This is a genomic window from Klebsiella sp. HN106, from assembly GCF_051209435.1.
Taxonomy (GTDB): Bacteria; Pseudomonadota; Gammaproteobacteria; order Enterobacterales; family Enterobacteriaceae; genus Klebsiella; species Klebsiella oxytoca.
In genome coordinates this window covers 317,151-333,865 of record NZ_JBLURD010000002.1, presented here as the reverse complement: position 1 = coordinate 333,865, position 16,715 = coordinate 317,151, and the positions used below count along the sequence as shown (strand labels likewise).

Annotated in this window: 13 protein-coding genes; 3 read left to right on the top strand and 10 right to left on the bottom strand. The window is 54.6% G+C overall.

The genetic code is table 11. The annotated features are described in order from the left end of the window. The first annotated feature begins 297 nt into the window (after positions 1-297). Positions 298-1,200 carry a LysR substrate-binding domain-containing protein gene (locus ACSIPU_RS08230; RefSeq protein WP_004100304.1) on the top strand — a complete coding sequence of 301 codons (903 nt, stop codon included), beginning with the start codon at positions 298-300 and terminating at the stop codon, positions 1,198-1,200. Positions 1,201-1,520: 320 nt separating this feature from the next. Here ACSIPU_RS08230 and cobO read toward each other — a convergent pair whose 3' ends face one another. The 10 genes from cobO to glmS all read right to left on the bottom strand — a co-directional run bounded on the left by cobO (position 1,521) and on the right by glmS (position 12,773). After that, the gene (gene cobO / locus ACSIPU_RS08225) at positions 1,521-2,123 is read right to left on the bottom strand and encodes a cob(I)yrinic acid a,c-diamide adenosyltransferase (protein WP_023320590.1); all 603 of its coding nucleotides are present in this window, start codon (positions 2,121-2,123) and stop codon (positions 1,521-1,523) included. A gap of 9 nt (positions 2,124-2,132) precedes the next feature. Next, the gene (locus tag ACSIPU_RS08220) at positions 2,133-3,785 is read right to left on the bottom strand and encodes a class I fumarate hydratase (RefSeq protein ID WP_004100308.1); all 1,653 of its coding nucleotides are present in this window, start codon (positions 3,783-3,785) and stop codon (positions 2,133-2,135) included. A gap of 11 nt (positions 3,786-3,796) precedes the next feature. Further along, complete coding sequence (gene glsA, locus ACSIPU_RS08215; protein WP_196557889.1) at positions 3,797-4,798, bottom strand: glutaminase A; 1,002 nt, start codon at positions 4,796-4,798, stop codon at positions 3,797-3,799. A gap of 74 nt (positions 4,799-4,872) precedes the next feature. Further along, positions 4,873-6,180, bottom strand: coding sequence for a dicarboxylate/amino acid:cation symporter (locus tag ACSIPU_RS08210; protein WP_004100312.1), 1,308 nt, complete (start codon positions 6,178-6,180; stop codon positions 4,873-4,875). A 364-nt stretch (positions 6,181-6,544) separates the two neighbouring features. Then, entirely contained in the window at positions 6,545-6,862 is a 318-nt protein-coding gene (locus ACSIPU_RS08205; protein WP_004100314.1) for a DUF4387 domain-containing protein, read from the bottom strand. Continuing rightward, positions 6,859-8,229: an acyclic terpene utilization AtuA family protein gene (locus ACSIPU_RS08200; protein WP_017146324.1), complete on the bottom strand. Its 1,371-nt coding sequence runs from the start codon at positions 8,227-8,229 to the stop codon at positions 6,859-6,861. Before ACSIPU_RS08200 ends, ACSIPU_RS08205 begins: the two co-directional genes overlap by 4 nt. Before the next feature lie 3 nt (positions 8,230-8,232). Continuing rightward, a complete protein-coding gene (locus ACSIPU_RS08195; RefSeq protein WP_004100316.1) occupies positions 8,233-9,474 on the bottom strand; it encodes a methylaspartate ammonia-lyase in 1,242 nt (413 codons plus the stop codon). Continuing rightward, the gene (locus ACSIPU_RS08190) at positions 9,474-10,919 is read right to left on the bottom strand and encodes a methylaspartate mutase subunit E (RefSeq protein ID WP_004100317.1); all 1,446 of its coding nucleotides are present in this window, start codon (positions 10,917-10,919) and stop codon (positions 9,474-9,476) included. Before ACSIPU_RS08190 ends, ACSIPU_RS08195 begins: the two co-directional genes overlap by 1 nt. A 16-nt stretch (positions 10,920-10,935) precedes the next feature. Further along, positions 10,936-12,324 carry a methylaspartate mutase accessory protein GlmL gene (glmL, locus tag ACSIPU_RS08185; protein WP_032727964.1) on the bottom strand — a complete coding sequence of 463 codons (1,389 nt, stop codon included), beginning with the start codon at positions 12,322-12,324 and terminating at the stop codon, positions 10,936-10,938. Further along, complete coding sequence (glmS, locus tag ACSIPU_RS08180; RefSeq protein ID WP_004100319.1) at positions 12,324-12,773, bottom strand: methylaspartate mutase subunit S; 450 nt, start codon at positions 12,771-12,773, stop codon at positions 12,324-12,326. Before glmS ends, glmL begins: the two co-directional genes overlap by 1 nt. A gap of 1,207 nt (positions 12,774-13,980) precedes the next feature. Between glmS and cydA the strand changes: the two genes are divergently transcribed. Further along, a complete protein-coding gene (gene cydA / locus ACSIPU_RS08175) occupies positions 13,981-15,549 on the top strand; it encodes a cytochrome ubiquinol oxidase subunit I (protein WP_004100321.1) in 1,569 nt (522 codons plus the stop codon). A gap of 15 nt (positions 15,550-15,564) precedes the next feature. After that, positions 15,565-16,704: a cytochrome d ubiquinol oxidase subunit II gene (cydB, locus tag ACSIPU_RS08170; RefSeq protein WP_004100323.1), complete on the top strand. Its 1,140-nt coding sequence runs from the start codon at positions 15,565-15,567 to the stop codon at positions 16,702-16,704. The last annotated feature ends 11 nt before the right edge of the window (positions 16,705-16,715 follow it).

The window sequence follows — 16,715 nt, the reverse complement described above, 5'->3', positions numbered from 1 at the left end:
AGGTAATTAATTCCCATTGGCTCTCTTCATGTCTTCGCTAATAAACAAGTTAACGTGAAAAAATATTGACAACTTAATGCTTTTAATTGTGCAGCAATCACGTTGTTTAAATTGTCTTTATTGTAGCGCCTGGGTATCATTGGTTATTATTTGATCAGTGATAGTATGCATTAATCATGGAATAGATCAATGACACCTGACGGTAAAATAAAATATAACACCGGGGGCTAACCTGATGTCCTTGCGCGCTTTTTTTATCTATTAAACAATTTTTGCACGCCGTAAATGGAAGACGTTATGAGAGGAAAAATACCGAAAACTGAATTACTGGTGACTTTTGAGGTTGTGGCTCGCCATGAAAGTTATACCCGGGCAGCGGAAGAGTTGGCTTTAACACAAAGCGCCGTGTTCCGACAGGTCACGGCGCTGGAGGATTTCCTCCATACGTCATTATTTAATCATGCTAAAAAAAGGATTTTTTTAAATGAGGCCGGCAAGCATTATTTGTCTATCGTTAAAGAAACGTTGAACAAACTGGAGCGTGATACCAATTCGATTATGACCTGGCAACCGACGGTGCAGGTTCTTGAACTGGCCGTTAATCCCACCTTTAGCACCCACTGGCTGATCCCCAACCTGCGCGAGTTTAATAAATTAAATCCTGACATCATCGTTAATATTCATTCGCTGGCCAGCATGAGTGATTTTCTGAGCCGCGAGTACGATGCCGCCATTATGCGCGAGGATTTTTGCTCGCCGTGGTCTGAAGTGGAGTATCTGTTTGAAGAGGAAATTTTGCCGGTGTGCGGCTGCGGACTGCTGTCGGAACCCGGGCAAAAGCTGGCGGTGGAGGAGCTGCTGGGCGAATTTCCGCTGCTGCATCAAAGCACGCGGATTCACGGCTGGCAGGAGTGGTTTGCGCTGTCGAATATCACCAGCCCGCAGATCAACATCGGTCCACGTTTCGATCTGCTCTCGATGCTGATTGCGGCAGTGCGTTCAAATCTGGGAGTCGCGCTACTGCCGCGTTTTGCCATTCAGCATGACCTGGATAGCGGTGAGATGGTGATCCCCTGCGATGTGCCGATTCGTACCGGTAACCGTTTTATTATGACGTGGCAGGAGGATAAAACGGAATCCCGTCATTTGCAGGTATTTCGCGACTGGCTGCTGCAAAAATCGGTGGTGTCGGCTGCCTGACGGTGCTTTGCCCGGGCTTCCGGCCCGCAGACGGCGGTGAACCCGTAGCCCGGGCAAGGCGCGTCAAGCGCCGCCCCGGGAGCAGCGCGCAGAATACCCCAGTAGAGAGCAGAGTCGTTGAACTCCCCGGAGGCGATGCTGCGCATCTGTCCGGGCTACCGGCCCGGAGTCGGCGGTGAACCTGTACTGCGCACCTGTCCGGGCTACCGCGCTGCAAACGGCGGTGAACCCGTAGCCCGGGCAAGGCGCGTCAAGCGCCGCCCCCGGGAGCAGCGCGCAGAGTAGCCCAGGGAGCAGAACGCAGCGCGAGCCGGGTCAAACTACCAGTCGATTCCTGCCTGCGCCTGAATACCACCGTCAAAGGCGTGCTTCACCGGGCGCAGCTCGCTGACCGTATCGGCAAGCTCCAGCAGGCGGGCATGGCAGCCGCGGCCGGTAACAATCACGTTCTGCTGCGGCGGACGATTGACAATAGCGGCAATCACTTCCTGTGGATCCAGGTAGCGATACGCCAGCATATACGTGAGCTCATCCAGCACCACCAGATCGTAGCTCGGATCGGCCAGCATGCGCTTACTCTCTCGCCATACGGCCGATGCCGCCTCCATATCCGTTTCCCGGTTTTGCGTTTCCCAGGTAAAGCCGGTGCCCATAATGTGAAACTCAACGCCCAGAGGATGCAGCGTATTGTACTCTCCATTATCCCACTGGCCTTTAATGAACTGGGCAACGCCGACGCGCTTACCATGTCCGACGGCTCGCGTTGCCGTACCAAAGGCGGCAGTAGATTTGCCCTTACCGTTGCCGGTGAAGACGATCAAGATGCCTTTTTGCTCCGTTGCCGCCGCCACGCGGGTATCAACCTGCGTTTTCAGCTTCTGCTGGCGCTGACGATGGCGGTCAGGATTACCTCGCGCGTGCATAAATGCTCCTTAGTGCCCTGCCGGACAGGTGGCGCAGCGGTGCTGCTGCTCGAACTGGCTAAAGAAGTTGTTGCCTTTGTCGTCAACCAGCACAAACGCGGGCAGGTTTTCGACTTCCATCATCCATACCGCTTCCATGCCCAGTTCCGGATACTCAAGGCAGCGTAAACTTTTCACGTACTGCTGCGCCAGCAGAGCCGCCGCACCGCCGATGCTGCCGAGATTAAAACCGCCGTGTTTCAGGCAGGCTTCGGTCACCTGTGGGCTGCGGTTGCCTTTTGAGAGCATGATCAGACTCCCGCCCGCGGCCTGGAAAGCATCAACATACCCGTCCATCCGTCCGCCGGTGGTGGGACCCAGCGAGCCGCAGGCAAGATTGTCTGGCGTTTTCGCCGGTCCGGCGTAGTAGACGATATGATTGCGCATGTAAGCCGGCATCGGTTCGCCATTATCCAGCCGCTCTTTAATTTTGGCATGGGCAATATCGCGGGCGACGACAATTGGACCGCTCAGCGACAGCCGGGTACCGACCGGCAGGGCTGACATATCGCGAAGGATATCGCGCAGCGGCCGATTCAGGTCGAGCTGGACGGTCTGCGCCCCGTTTTCTATCCGCTGAGAATCAGGAATAAACTTGCCCGGGTTATGTTCCAGCTTCTCCAGCCAGATGCCGTGCTTGTTGATTTTGGCTTTAATGTTTCGATCGGCGGAGCAGGAGAGGGCCATAGCGATAGGGCAGGAGCCGCCGTGCCGCGGCAGGCGGATCACGCGAATATCGTGAGCGAAATATTTGCCGCCAAACTGCGCGCCGATGCCGAACTCGCGGCTGGCGTTAAGCAACGTCGCCTCCAGCGCAGTATCGCGAAACGCCTGGCCCAGCGCATTTCCGCTGGTGGGCAGATTGTCATAATATTTGGTCGAAGCCAGCTTCGCCACTTTCAATGCCTGATCCGCCGAGAGGCCGCCCACCACAAAGGCGATGTGGTACGGTGGACAGGCGGCGGTGCCCAGCGCTTTCATTTTTTCTATCAGGAAGGCGGTGAGTTTTTCCGGCTGCAGGATGGATTTTGTTTCCTGAAACAGCGCTGCTTTGTTCGCCGAGCCGCCGCCTTTGTTGACGAACAGGAAGCGGTATTCGCTACCCGGCACGGCGCTGATGTCGATCTGCGCCGGCAGGTTGGTCTCCGTGTTGACCTCGGTGTACATATCGAGGGGGGCATTTTGCGAATAGCGTAAATTATTTTCCTGGAAGGTGTTGTAGACGCCCTGACTCAGGGCTTCAGCATCGTTGCCGCCGGTCCAGACGTTCTGGCCTTTGCTCGCCACGATGGTTGCGGTCCCGGTATCCTGGCAGTTTGGCAGCACGCCTTTTGCCGAGACTTCGGCGTTGCGCAGCAGCTGCAGCGCAACGTATTTATCGTTACTGCTGGCCTGCGGATCGTGCAGGATACTGGCGATCTGTTTTAAATGTCCGGCGCGCAGGAAAAATGAAGCCTCATAAAATGCCTGCTGAGCCAGCAACGTTAACGCTTCGGGCGCAACCTTGATGACCTCTTCACCATCTAACTCTGTCACCTTAACATGTTGATTACTGAGTAGTTCATATTCCGTATTATCTTTACTCTGTACAAAGAGTTCCTGCCAGACAAAGGGTTTAGACATGTGACATCTCACTATTTCGCGAAAAAGAGATTGGCCTGCGTCGCTTTAGCGACGTACTCGATGGTTTGCTGGGCGCGAACGCTATTACCGGCTGCATCCAGCGGAGGGGAGTAGACGGCGATGGCGTACCGCCCCGGCACCACGGCGATCATCCCGCCGGCAACGCCGGATTTCGCCGGAATACCGACGCTATACAGCCATCTGCCGCTGCCGTCGTACAGCCCGGCTATCGCCATTTCCGCCAGTACCTGCGGCACATAGCTGGCGTTAAGCAGTTGCCTGCCGTTGAACGGCGATTTACCGCCGTTGGCCAGCACGGCTCCCATTTTGGCGAGCTGCTCAACGGTGATATCCACCGAACATTGACGGGTGTAGATTTCGACGGCTTCCTGCGGATCGCCATAAAAGCTGCGGTAGGAATGCATCAACATGGCCAGCGCCTGGTTATGCTGGTTGGTTGCCATTTCGGATTGAAATACCGGCTCGTTCACGCTCAGCGTACTGTCGGCCCAGGCGCTGAGATTGTTGAGGATTTTATTCCAGCGGTCGGTTTTGTCCTGCGCCGCAATCAGGCTCACGGTGCTCATGGCGCCGGCGTTGACTAACGGATTCTCCGGCGCGCCTTGGGTGAGTTCGACGGCTAATCCGGAATTGAAGGGCAGGCCGGTGGCGTTGGCGCCGAGTTTATCCAACACTTCCTGCGGTCCGCGTTGCTCCATTGCCAGCGCCAGGGTGAACACTTTGCTCAGGGACTCCATCGGGAACGCTTTTTTTACGTCGCCGGTCTGGTAAATTTTGCCTTCTACCGTCGCGAGCGTAATGGCGAAATTATCCGGGCTATAGGTCGCCAGAGCGGGGATGTAGTCGGCGACTTTACCCTCGTGGTTATTTTTATATTTCTGATGCGCCTGCTCGATAATGCTGGCGTAGTCCGGTGCGCCCTGAGCTGCGGAGGCGCCGCTAAACAATAAGCTGGCGGTGAACAGGCAGGTGCCGAGAAATTTAACGTTCATGGTATGTCCTGTTGAGATTATTGAGAGGAACCGGGCCGGATAGATCCGGCCTGGGGTTCGTAGCCATCTTGCCGTCAGGACATCGCCACTTCGGACGTTTCGCTGGCAGGACGCTCCTGCTCGGGTTTTTTGACCGGGGCGGTGCCGCGGCAGCCTTCTCCATAGTGCTCGCCTTCCCAGCGGCCAACGATGGCGGCGCCCATGGCGTTACTCATTACGTTAGTGGCGGAGCGACCCATATCGAGGAACGGATCGACGCCCATCAACAGGATCAGGCCCGCTTCCGGAATGTTGAACTGGTTCAGCGTCGCGGCAATAACCACCATTGAGGCGCGCGGTACGCCCGCCATCCCTTTTGAGGTCAGCATCAGAATCAGCAGCATGGTGATCTGCTCGCCCATGCCGAGGTGCACGTTGCAGGCCTGGGCGATAAACACCGTGGCGAACGAGCAGTAGGCCATGGAGCCAACCAGGTTAAAGGAGTAGCCAATGGGCAGAACGAAGCTGGCGATTTTGGAAGAGACGCCAAATTTTTCCAGCTTATCGAGGGTGCCCGGGAAGGCGGCTTCAGAGCTGGACGTGGTGAAGGCCAGCAGGGCGGGCTCAAGGATCGCTTTGGTCAGACGGCCAATGCACGGACCAACAATGACCGCCGACAGGCCAATCAGCATCGCCCACAGCATGCCAAGCGTCAGGTAGAACTCACCCATAAAGATACCGGCGCTGACCATTACGCCCAGACCGCGCTCGGCGATCAGCCCGGAGATAGCGGCAAAGACGGTTAGCGGCGCGAAGAGCATGACGTAGCCCGTCAGCTTCAACATTACGTGGACCAGCGAATCGAGCACTTTCACAATGGGTTCGGCTTTTTCGCCGATAGCCGCCAGGCTACAGCCGAGGAAAATGGAGAACACCACGATTTGCAGGATTTCGTTGCGCGCCATCGCATCAACGATGCTGGTCGGCACCGCGTGAGAGATAAATACCTTCAGTGTGAAGGGCTCAGATTGAACGGCCGCGACCGCTCCGGCATCGTGGGCGACGAAATTAATCCCCGCCCCCGGCTGGAACAGATTAACGATCACCAGCCCCAGCGCAATCGACAGCAGCGAGGCGCAAATAAACAGGAAAAAAGTTTTCGAGAATATCCGCCCGAGCGTTTTAGCATCGCCCATTTTGGCGATGCCAACTACCAGCGTGGATATTACCAGCGGAGCGATAATCATTTTTACCATGCGTAAAAATATGGTGGTGAAAATAGAAATATCCTGCGCGTATGATTTTGCTGTATCAGCCGATGCCATATTATTAATTGCCACCCCGGCAATCATGCCGAGTATCAGGCCTAATATGATCATTTTGGTTAAACTTATTTTTTTCATGTTTACTCCATCGGATCGAGGTTAGTCGGTGAAGTGTTGTAGGGCAGCGCACGCCTGAGCCTGCAAACCGCTCAGACGGGCGCCTGTGGTGACCAACCGCATAAATTGTCTGGAATACAGTGATACAGCGAAATCCTGTACACCAAGGGATGTTGTTGTATTTTTAAATCCGTTGTCTTTCAGGCTGCATTTTTGTTGGCTGCCTTTGCTCACCCCCGTCATGTACGGATGTACGCTCCTGGGAATGAATGAGGGACATCCATGTCCCTCACCGAAGGCAGCCTCCGGCTGTTCAAATTCGTTCCTGACGAATTTGTCCTTCAGTTGCCGCCTCAATGCAACTCGAAATCCATTGGATATAGAATTAGAAATCGAACTCAATACTTAATAACGGCGCATGTTGCTGAGCGCCATAAACATCATTGTCGCCAACGTTGCCGGAAATAATATCCCGCGGCATGACAATTTTTACCGCGTTAGCCGGGTCAAACCAGACAATGCGATGAATAAAATCAGGTCTCACGTTATATAAGCTGGCAATAAGCTGCGGAGTTAATTGCTCAGATCGTTTTACCCGCTGATAATCCTCCCGGGTTTTAAATAAAATATCTAAAACTAATTCATACGGCCCGGCGTTTTTGGAGCGGATCACCTGCGCCAGTGAGCATAGAGATTGTTTCATGCCTGAACTCCTTCTGGCGTGACCTGCTCGATATGGAAGTCAAAGCGCAGCGCGTCGCAGGCTTCAATCAGGTGATAGATTGAAAACTCATACACCGGGCCACTCTGGATATCGGAAGGCGAGAACGGGAAGGCGAGGTTGCCCGCGGTCGCAATGCGGTTTTCATAACCGTAGTGCAGCAGGGTAGAGCGCACCAGCGAGCAGACGCTGTTGGCGGTATCCTGAGTCGGGGCGACGACGTCCAGTAAAATCCCCAGCTCGTGCCCGGCGGTTTTCATCGGTTCGTGATTGCCCATCACGCCGTTCTTTCCGTACAGATGGAAAGTCATGCGGATGCTGTCGTCACTCAGCGAGAGGTTGCGCGCCACGCTGGCCTGTACCTCGGCAAGAATCGTGTCGATCCCGGCGATCATGATCGGGTCGCGGGTTCCGGCAATGGTCAGGCAGCGAAAGCCGACCCGACGCGCGCCTTCCAGCTTCAGCGCGTAGGGCGTCTCTTCGTGGCGAGAGCCGCTAACGTACACCTCGCCTTCGTTGACCGCTTTGAAGCTGCATCCTTTGAGGTTCAGCACGCCGCCGGGCCCCGGCAGGAAGTACGGATCGGACTTCTCGTATAACGTGTGCGCCGCGGCGGACGTTTCGGTGAATTTGCGCTGTGGATTGAAGGTTTTCAGCGTAAAACCGTTGTCGTCGATGATCCCCATCGCGCAGTCGGAGCCGGACCCTGGGGTCGCCGCAATGGCCGCGCATTCAAGGATCTTGCCGCAGTGCAGGGCCAGTCCCTCATCGAAGCCCTGCATAATCGGCAGCGCCGCGAAGCAGGCTGGATCGTACGCCCGTCCGCCCAGCACCACCTGGGCGCCAGCGGCCAGCGCTCGTTGGAACGGTTCGATACCCATCTGGGCGACGATATAGGTGCTCTCTTCAATAGCTTCGTGGGTCAGCTCGGGCACAAAGTCGAGGGCGGTGATTTTGCCGTTATCCAGCGCCTGATGCACGATGGATTTCTCGACGTCAGACGGGATCAGCGCCATGGAAAACGACAGTTGCTCTTCCTGCGCAATCTCATGGATGATTTGCCGGCACCACTCCAGGTGCGGGGCCGCGCCGGAGCCGCCGGCCGTGCCGATCACCACCGGAATACTGTTTTTTACGCCGGCGACGATCATATAGCGCAGATCGCGTTTCACTCCGGCTCTGTCGGTAAAGGGTTTACCTGCTCCCAGATAATGGGGGCCGGGATCGGATGAACCGGCGTCAACGGCAATCAGATCAGGAGACTCCGCCATGGCTTTAAGAAAGCTCTCTTCCGGAAAGCCATAACCCAGAATCGCGGTCGGCGATAAGATCTTAAAGGTACGAGCCATCTCTTAATCCTTAGTCTGCAACAGCGCGATGGTGCGGTTCATTTCGTTAAACACGATGTTAAGACCTTCGTCGAAGCCCATGCCTGGCTTGATCAGCATGCGTACAGGACGCGCGGCCAGCGCGACGTGAACGCAGGTGCGGGCGCTGATCTCGGTTTCGTTACAGGTCCCGCCCTGATAGGCTTCCATCGCATGTTTGTTGCAGTACAGCACCGCGTCCACAATGTTATGGACGCCGCCGAGGTCCGGGGTTTTAATCTGTACCATGTGGCAGCTGCCGGCATCGGTGAAGTCAACGATATCCTGATAGGTGTTACACCATTCGTCGGCGACGATTTTCACCCCGGAACCCAGGCGGGTCAGCTCTTTGGTGATGGCGGTCAGCATGCGGATCTGATCCGGTTTGTTGCCGGCATCCACCGGGCCTTCTATATAGAGCGGCAGGCCCTGGGCCTCTTTCTCCAGGCTGGCGATATATTCGGCGCAGCGAAGCGGGTCCATATCGAAAATCAGGCCGATGGTGCCGTAAACATCGATATGCAGCGTCGGGCGGTAGCGGGGGCTGGTGCGCAGGCTTAAGATGCGGTCGGACAGCCAGCGGATATACTCGCGCAGTTTCTCCCCTTTCAGACCCAGCTTCTCTTCAACGTTGTTAATCAGCGCATGCGGCAGAACATCGACGCCTTTGAGGATCATCTTGTCCACGGCGATATAGCGGTCGTCTCCGCTCTGACCAAATAAAGGAATCGCTTCCGGGATGCAGGGCAGCTGCCATTCGTCGCAAACCACCTCCGCCTTCAGACGGCCGCTGGCCAGCGCCGTGGCATCGAGTAGCGCCTGGGAAAGACCATAGCGGACGGCGGTATGCAGCAGTTGGCCGTCGATGCGCAGCTTGTCGAAGAAGCGGGCGTTCGGCAGGAACGTATCGACATCCCGGCCTTCCAGCAGCGGTTTAATATGATCGTTGAGGAAGGGAATAAAATTTTCCGCGAGGAACAGCGGGTCGCGGCCGCCGGCGCCGGAATACTGTACGGCGGCACAGTCACCGACCGCTACCGCGCCGTTTTCCAGAATTAGCTGCACGGAAACGCATTCACCTGCCTGGCGCACGGAGGTAAATCCGGGGGTAACCGGCGCGCCGGTATAGATGAATCCATCGTGACCCGCGCCGTTTTTAATCGCCTGCTGGTCATCAAAGTAGAATGAGGAGTAGCCAGCGGTGAAAAGGGCCTGTTTAATTTTCATTATGGTCTTCCTATTAATTGACTGTGGGATACCGCGTTGATGTCATCAACAACCATCTGGAATGAGGGCTTGCGACCTTCAAAATGCGCACGTTCTGCGACGTAATCGTGGTGCAGGGCGAGGATGTCCTTCGGCAGCGGAACCGCGCCAGCTTCAAGCACGCGAATAGCGCCGGAATTGTCGCGAACCGGCAGAATTTTGCCCGCGTTGCAGGATGCCGGAGCAAAAGGCACGTCCAGCACGCCCGCTTCAAAGGCCAGCACCGTACCGCGGGCGATATCGCCGTTACCCAGTTCGAAGACTTTCTTCAGTACCGCGCGTACCTCGCTTTTTATCAGCTCCACTTCCTGATCTACCGCGGCGCACGGCGGGAACTTCTGATCGCTGACCATATTGAGCATCTGGCGGGAGGCCCTCAGGCCCTGCGCGTTGGCCGCTGCGGTTGGAATACCGAACGCTTCATGCGGGCTCTTGGTGATCACTTTGGTGGCGCCGGACATGCCGGCCACCGCCGCGCCCCAGGAGATAATGGCGAATGCTTTCGATTCATCTTCCGGAAAGCCGCCCATCCACTGGTGGAAGACGGTACTCAGCTCATAATCGTCGAAACCGTAATTGCCAAAATATTCGTGAGAAAGTTCGCGAAGCGACTTAATCGCTGCAATGTCCTGGGTCAGGCTGCCCACCTGGCCGTAGCCGACGGTAATTGATTTGACGCCCTGTTCCAGCGCCAGCAGCCCTTCGATAATCGCCACCGCGTGGGACATAAACGGCGGGATCAGAGTGCCGGTTAGCGGGCCGAAAGGTTCGCGGTTAATTCGAATGCCGTGTTCTTCATAAAGGCCCATCAGACGGTCGCAGTACTGCCAGTCGCGAATCGACTTCTCCAGGGTCACGCGCTTGGCGTAGGGAATGTTGTAGGAGATACCGCCGCCTTCGTAGCTGGTAAAGCCGCTGGCCATGGAAATTTCCGCCAGCAGACGCGCGTCCGGCGTACCGTGACGTACCTGCACCGGTTTTTCCAGCGCTTCGGTCATCCGGCGGCAGGCAGCGACGCCGTGGTTAACCACCGGTAAACCGTTGAGTTTGGAGGTACCCGCTTCGATAGACTTCTGAATGCCGACCGCCGCTTCTTCGTAACGGTTAAGGCGGGTGTAGGCATCGATGGTACTGGGCAGTAGATCGCACTCTTCCTGCAGCGTCTTGAGTAGCGCAATGTGTTCATCCATCAGCGCTACGCCCGCGCGCGGCTGGCTCAACGTTTTACCTTCCTGGTCGGCCTTAAGCAGGGCGTGAGAAAAGCGTTTTTTCTCTGGAATAGTTTGCTGGTACTTCACGCCATCTTCGAAGTGCTCAACGTCCTTGCCGGTATGCCAGGTCTGCAATACCTGATGCCGCTCGGTCATGAATTCGTCATGGGTTAATTTTTTATTTCGAAGTTCCATTCGTAGCTGCCTTCATTTATAGGGTTAAACAGTGAATGCTGGTGCGAGCGGCGAGTTCGGGATAAAGCCTGGCAACGTTTGCCAGCAGCGGAAGCATGCCTTTTGCATCGCGGTAATAGTCAAACTGGGTCGGTAAGAGAATGCGTCTGCCGTCGTCATCCAGTTCGCGGTATTTCAGCCAGCGGTGGATGTCAAAGCGGCTGGCGCGGGAGAGCCATCCACCGGATCCGACGACTTTGCGCACCGGGGTCAGGTCGCGCCCCATCTGCAGGTCGACGTTGCCCACGCAGGTGCAGACCTGTTTTTTGGTTCCCGCGTGGCGTTCGCTGGCGTAGCCCACGCAGAGCCCGGCGAGAACGGTGTCGAAATACTTTTCTTCTTCACTGGCCGGCAGATAATCCGGCTGAGCGACAAGATGGCGCAGATAGCGGTAAAAAGCCTCCTGACGCTGCGGCTGGTGGGCAAAGACCACGTTCACCAGCTCCCGGGCGCTTTCACCGACAACCATCGCCGAGACGCGCATGCCGAGATCGCCTTCCACCGTGCGTTTTACATATGGCTCCGGAACGCCGTGTAGAACGGTATCCGGCGAGAGCGTGTTGGCGCTGGCGGAGTAGACATCGGTAGTCGCGCCGCCCATGTCGATCAGCATGAACTCTTTCCACGTACTGTCGTAATGACTGATGGTTTTCACCAGCTCGTAGACGGTCCACGGCGTTGGCATCGGCTCTTCGCCGGTTTCTGCGACGATAACGTCCAGTCCTTTACCTTTGACGATCCGGGATAAGAAAACATCGCATATTGCCTTGCGGGCCGCGTACGGATTCGGGTGATCAAGATCGGGCAGAATATTGTCTACCGTGGTCAGATCTTTATGGCCGAGGATGGTCTGAATCTCGTCCTGAATGTCGCGGTTGCCGGCATAGATAATGGCGCAGTCGAGCGTTGACTCCGCCAGCGCGTGGGCGTTAGCCAGGCCGTAGCTCGTTTCACCGCCGTCGGTCCCGCCGGTAAACAGCAGAATGTCCGGCGGCGAGGCTTCCAGCGCCTGAATGTCGTGGCGATTCAGTTTATAAGAGTAGTATTGGGCGATTTTGGCCCCCGCCGAGTGGGCGGTGACTTTTGCTGACTCCAGGGTGATGGACGGCACCAGCCCCATCGCGGCGACGGCAAGACCGCCTTTGGCCGATGAGGAGTATTTCAGCGTGACGTCACCGCGGTTCAGCAGCGGGCGCGCATCGGCAACGTTAAGCACCTGGTTCAGGCTGGCAAAAAAGCCTTCCGCCAGGTGATGGGTGGTTGTCGGGGTCAGAACGTGGTTTACCAGCGTCAGCTCATCCCCCTCCTGGGTGAAGAGGGCCGCCTTGGTCCACGTCGAGCCGATATCGACTGAGACGGTTTGCATCAGATGGCCTCTTCCAGACACGGGTGTTTAACGCCATGGCGCTGGTTGATGTCGTTTGCCATCAGTTGGCAGACGTCTTCCAGATCGTGGCTGGGGGCAAAAACGCGGTTGAACCCCATCTCTTTGAACTTCGCTTCAACGTCGGCAAAGTCATGCTTTCCGACCACCAGATTGCCGCCGACGTAAAGGAGAATGTCGCCGATACCGCGTTCGATGCAGCGCTCGCGCAGTCCCAGGCAATCGATATCGCCGTGGCCGTAAATCGACGACACGACGATGGCATCCGCACCAGTTTCGATGGCGGCATCAATATATTCATCCTGGCTGACCATCACGCCCAGATTGATTACGCGAAAATCATGGGCAGTAAAAACGCGGTCCAGGACTTTATTGCCTACTGCATGGCAGTCAGCACCAATGACGCCAATAACGAGTGTTGATTTCTTCATGGGTAATCCTCTGTAGGGCTGATGGTATAAAAATAAAAACGACGATCTAATATTTGGCAGCCTGGGTTATGGATGCCTGTTAATAGGGCTGGAGTGTCTTTGGTTCGTCGGGAGGAAGCAATTGATCTATTTTCAGAATATCATTCAAAAAAAGCGCATTTTTGAGTTTTCGTTAAAAATTCTTTGTTTATCATAGTGATGTACTTAATGCTTATAAATTTGATTGGTCCTTTTTGAGTTCTCGTAATAAATATATTGCGATGTTTGTGAGCGAGATCTTATTTTATTTTTGGCTGGCTTCTGTATTTCTAAATAACGGGTTAAATACAATTCTTTAAAATTTTCTGTGAGCGCGGTAACGGAATTTATGGGCTGGTTTTTATATGTGTCAAAGGCAATTTGTTAGAATAAAGCTATCAAATGATGAATTGTTCGTTTCATATTCTATTTTTGTTGATGAGGCAGACATACGTCGTCAGAGAGTAAAAATGCAGACTGCAGATGATCCTTAAGAAGAGTAGGGGGCCTGACCTGCACAAAAAAGAAATCGATGGGCGGCGGTGACGGGATAAACGATAGTCACATAGGGGTGTTAATTAAAGGTAAATGCAATGATAAATATAATCAGTAAAAAAATAAACGATAGTAACTTGATAAAAAAAATCTGTGAACTACGCAACATTATCAGTTGAGGTCGGCATTTAAGCCGCTCACGAGGGCTCATTAAGTACCGCTCCGCTGTGAAATAAATGGTCTATCATTTTCAGTAACTGATGACACTCCTGAAAAACATACCGTTAACCTTGTGTTTACTAGTGTTGTACACAGTAAACATAATTAACATTTAAAATGAAAATTGATTTAAATCAATGTTTAAAACTTGGAAAAGAACAAGAAATGGAGTTAAATTGTCGCGGATCAAATTGACCAAAATCTGATATTTTCGCTATAAATTGATCGCCGTCGAAAACTGCAAATTTATCACAATAAAAACCTATTTATTGTAAGGGTTTTGCAGCGTAATATAATCACGGGATCAATTTGGGTGTTTTGTTAACATGTTTGTAACTTTTCACCACTACCGTTTCCTTGACAGAGGAAACGGGCGTGACGAGAAGAAGCAAATAAATTTGTATTGGGGCATGCGTGTGACCCTTTCTAACGGGGTTCACTCTCGGAGTCTTCATGCGATGAGCAAGGAGTCATGATGTTAGATATAGTCGAACTGTCGCGCTTACAGTTTGCCTTGACCGCGATGTACCACTTCCTGTTTGTGCCGCTGACGCTTGGTATGGCGTTCCTGCTGGCCATCATGGAAACGGTCTACGTCCTTTCCGGCAAACAGATTTATAAAGATATGACCAAGTTCTGGGGCAAGTTGTTTGGTATCAACTTCGCTCTGGGTGTGGCAACCGGTTTGACCATGGAGTTCCAGTTCGGGACAAACTGGTCTTACTACTCTCACTACGTGGGCGATATCTTCGGTGCGCCGCTGGCCATTGAAGGTTTAATGGCCTTCTTCCTCGAATCTACCTTTGTAGGTCTGTTCTTCTTCGGTTGGGATCGTCTGGGTAAAGTGCAGCACATGGCCGTGACCTGGCTGGTAGCGCTCGGCTCCAACCTGTCGGCGCTGTGGATTCTTGTCGCTAACGGCTGGATGCAGAACCCGATTGCGTCGGACTTCAACTTTGAAACCATGCGTATGGAGATGGTCAGCTTCTCTGAGCTGGTTCTGAACCCGGTGGCTCAGGTTAAGTTCGTGCATACCGTGGCTTCCGGCTACGTGACCGGCGCGATGTTCATTCTTGCTATCAGCTCCTGGTATATGCTCAAAGGGCGCGACTTTGCTTTTGCCAAGCGCTCCTTTGCTATCGCAGCAAGCTTCGGCATGGCGGCAATCCTCTCCGTTATCGTTCTCGGTGATGAATCCGGTTACGAAATGGGCGACGTGCAGAAAACCAAGCTGGCGGCTATCGAAGCAGAATGGGAAACTCAGCCTGCTCCGGCGGCCTTTACCCTGTTTGGTATTCCTGACCAGAAAGCAGAGGAGAACCGCTTCGCGATTCAGATTCCTTACGCGCTGGGCATCATTGCGACTCGCTCCGTCGATAAACAGGTTACCGGCCTGAAGGATCTGATGGTTCAGCACGAAGAGCGTATCCGTAACGGGATGAAGGCTTACGCGCTGCTGGAACAGCTGCGTGCAGGTTCAACTGACCAGGCCGTTCGCGATCGGTTTAACGACGTGAAGAAAGATCTTGGTTATGGTCTGCTGCTGAAACGCTATACCGACAACGTCTCCGACGCGACGGAAGCGCAGATTGCGCAGGCGACCAAGGACTCCATTCCTGCCGTGGCGCCGCTCTATTTTGCCTTCCGTATCATGGTGGCGTGCGGCGTGCTGATGCTGCTGATTATTGGCGCCTCCTTCTGGACCGTGATTCGTAACCGCATTGGCGAGAAAAAATGGCTGCTGCGCGCTGCGTTCTATGGCCTGCCGCTGCCGTGGATTGCCGTAGAAGCTGGCTGGTTTGTTGCTGAGTATGGCCGTCAGCCCTGGGCTATCGGTGAAGTGCTACCAACGGCTGTAGCGAACTCGTCGCTGACTGCGGGCGACCTGATCTTCTCTATGGTGCTGATTTGTGGCCTGTACACGCTGTTCCTGGTGGCTGAACTGTTCCTCATGTTCAAGTTTGCCCGCAAAGGACCAAGCAGCCTGAAAACCGGTCGCTATCACTTTGAACAGTCCTCTGCGGCTATTCAGTCGGCACGCTAAGACAGGAGTCGTCAAATGATCGATTATGAAGTATTGCGTTTTATCTGGTGGCTGCTGATTGGCATTCTGCTCATTGGTTTTGCCGTCGCCGATGGCTTCGACATGGGGGTGGGCATGCTCACCCGTTTCCTCGGTCGTAACGACACCGAGCGTCGAATTATGATTAACTCCATTGCTCCGCACTGGGACGGAAACCAGGTGTGGCTGATCACCGCAGGCGGCGCGCTCTTTGCCGCCTGGCCGATGGTCTACGCCGCCGCGTTTTCCGGCTTCTACGTGGCAATGATCCTGGTGCTGGCATCTTTATTCTTCCGTCCGGTTGGTTTCGACTACCGCTCGAAGATTGAGGATACCCGCTGGCGTAATATGTGGGACTGGGGCATCTTCGTCGGCAGCTTCGTACCGCCGCTGGTGATTGGCGTGGCGTTCGGTAACCTGCTGCAGGGCGTTCCGTTCCACGTTGATGAATATCTGCGTCTGTACTACACCGGCAACTTCTTCCAGCTGCTGAATCCGTTTGGACTGCTGGCCGGTATTGTTAGCGTGGCGATGATCCTGACGCAGGGCGCGACCTATCTGCAGATGCGTACCGTGGGCGAACTGCACCTGCGTACCCGCACCGTCTCAACGGTAGCGGCGCTGGTGACGCTGGTCTGCTTCGCGCTGGCAGGCGTTTGGGTCTACTATGGCATCGACGGTTACGTAGTGAAATCCGTCATGGATCATACCGGCCCGTCTAACCCGCTGACCAAAGAAGTGGCTCGTGAGGCCGGCGCGTGGATGGTGAACTTTAATAATATGCCGGCGCTATGGGCGATTCCTGCTCTGGGCGTGGCGCTGCCGCTGCTGACCGTCATTTCGACCAAAGCAGATAAAGGCGCCTGGGCATTTCTGTTCTCCTCGCTGACGCTGGCGTGCATCATTCTGACTGCCGGTATCGCCATGTTCCCGTTCATTATGCCTTCAAGCACGGCGATGAACGCGAGCCTGACCATGTGGGATGCCACCTCCAGCCAGCTGACGCTGAACCTGATGACTTACGTGGCGATTGTCTTCGTACCGATTATTCTGGCCTACACCACCTGGTGTTACTGGAAAATGTTCGGTCGCATCACTCGCGAAGACATCGAAAAGAACACCCACTCGCTGTACTAAGGTAAGGAGCT

What these genes read in the sequence shown, in the direction of transcription:
- ACSIPU_RS08200 (WP_017146324.1), bottom strand. Translation starts at nt 8,229, where the DNA reads ATGGCTCGTACCTTTAAGATCTTATCGCCGACCGCGATTCTGGGTTAT.
- cobO (WP_023320590.1), bottom strand. Translation starts at nt 2,123, where the DNA reads ATGCACGCGCGAGGTAATCCTGACCGCCATCGTCAGCGCCAGCAGAAG.
- ACSIPU_RS08190 (WP_004100317.1), bottom strand. Translation starts at nt 10,919, where the DNA reads ATGGAACTTCGAAATAAAAAATTAACCCATGACGAATTCATGACCGAG.
- ACSIPU_RS08230 (WP_004100304.1), top strand. Translation starts at nt 298, where the DNA reads ATGAGAGGAAAAATACCGAAAACTGAATTACTGGTGACTTTTGAGGTT.
- glmL (WP_032727964.1), bottom strand. Translation starts at nt 12,324, where the DNA reads ATGCAAACCGTCTCAGTCGATATCGGCTCGACGTGGACCAAGGCGGCC.
- cydB (WP_004100323.1), top strand. Translation starts at nt 15,565, where the DNA reads ATGATCGATTATGAAGTATTGCGTTTTATCTGGTGGCTGCTGATTGGC.
- ACSIPU_RS08210 (WP_004100312.1), bottom strand. Translation starts at nt 6,180, where the DNA reads ATGAAAAAAATAAGTTTAACCAAAATGATCATATTAGGCCTGATACTC.
- glmS (WP_004100319.1), bottom strand. Translation starts at nt 12,773, where the DNA reads ATGAAGAAATCAACACTCGTTATTGGCGTCATTGGTGCTGACTGCCAT.
- ACSIPU_RS08195 (WP_004100316.1), bottom strand. Translation starts at nt 9,474, where the DNA reads ATGAAAATTAAACAGGCCCTTTTCACCGCTGGCTACTCCTCATTCTAC.
- glsA (WP_196557889.1), bottom strand. Translation starts at nt 4,798, where the DNA reads ATGAACGTTAAATTTCTCGGCACCTGCCTGTTCACCGCCAGCTTATTG.
- ACSIPU_RS08220 (WP_004100308.1), bottom strand. Translation starts at nt 3,785, where the DNA reads ATGTCTAAACCCTTTGTCTGGCAGGAACTCTTTGTACAGAGTAAAGAT.
- ACSIPU_RS08205 (WP_004100314.1), bottom strand. Translation starts at nt 6,862, where the DNA reads ATGAAACAATCTCTATGCTCACTGGCGCAGGTGATCCGCTCCAAAAAC.
- cydA (WP_004100321.1), top strand. Translation starts at nt 13,981, where the DNA reads ATGTTAGATATAGTCGAACTGTCGCGCTTACAGTTTGCCTTGACCGCG.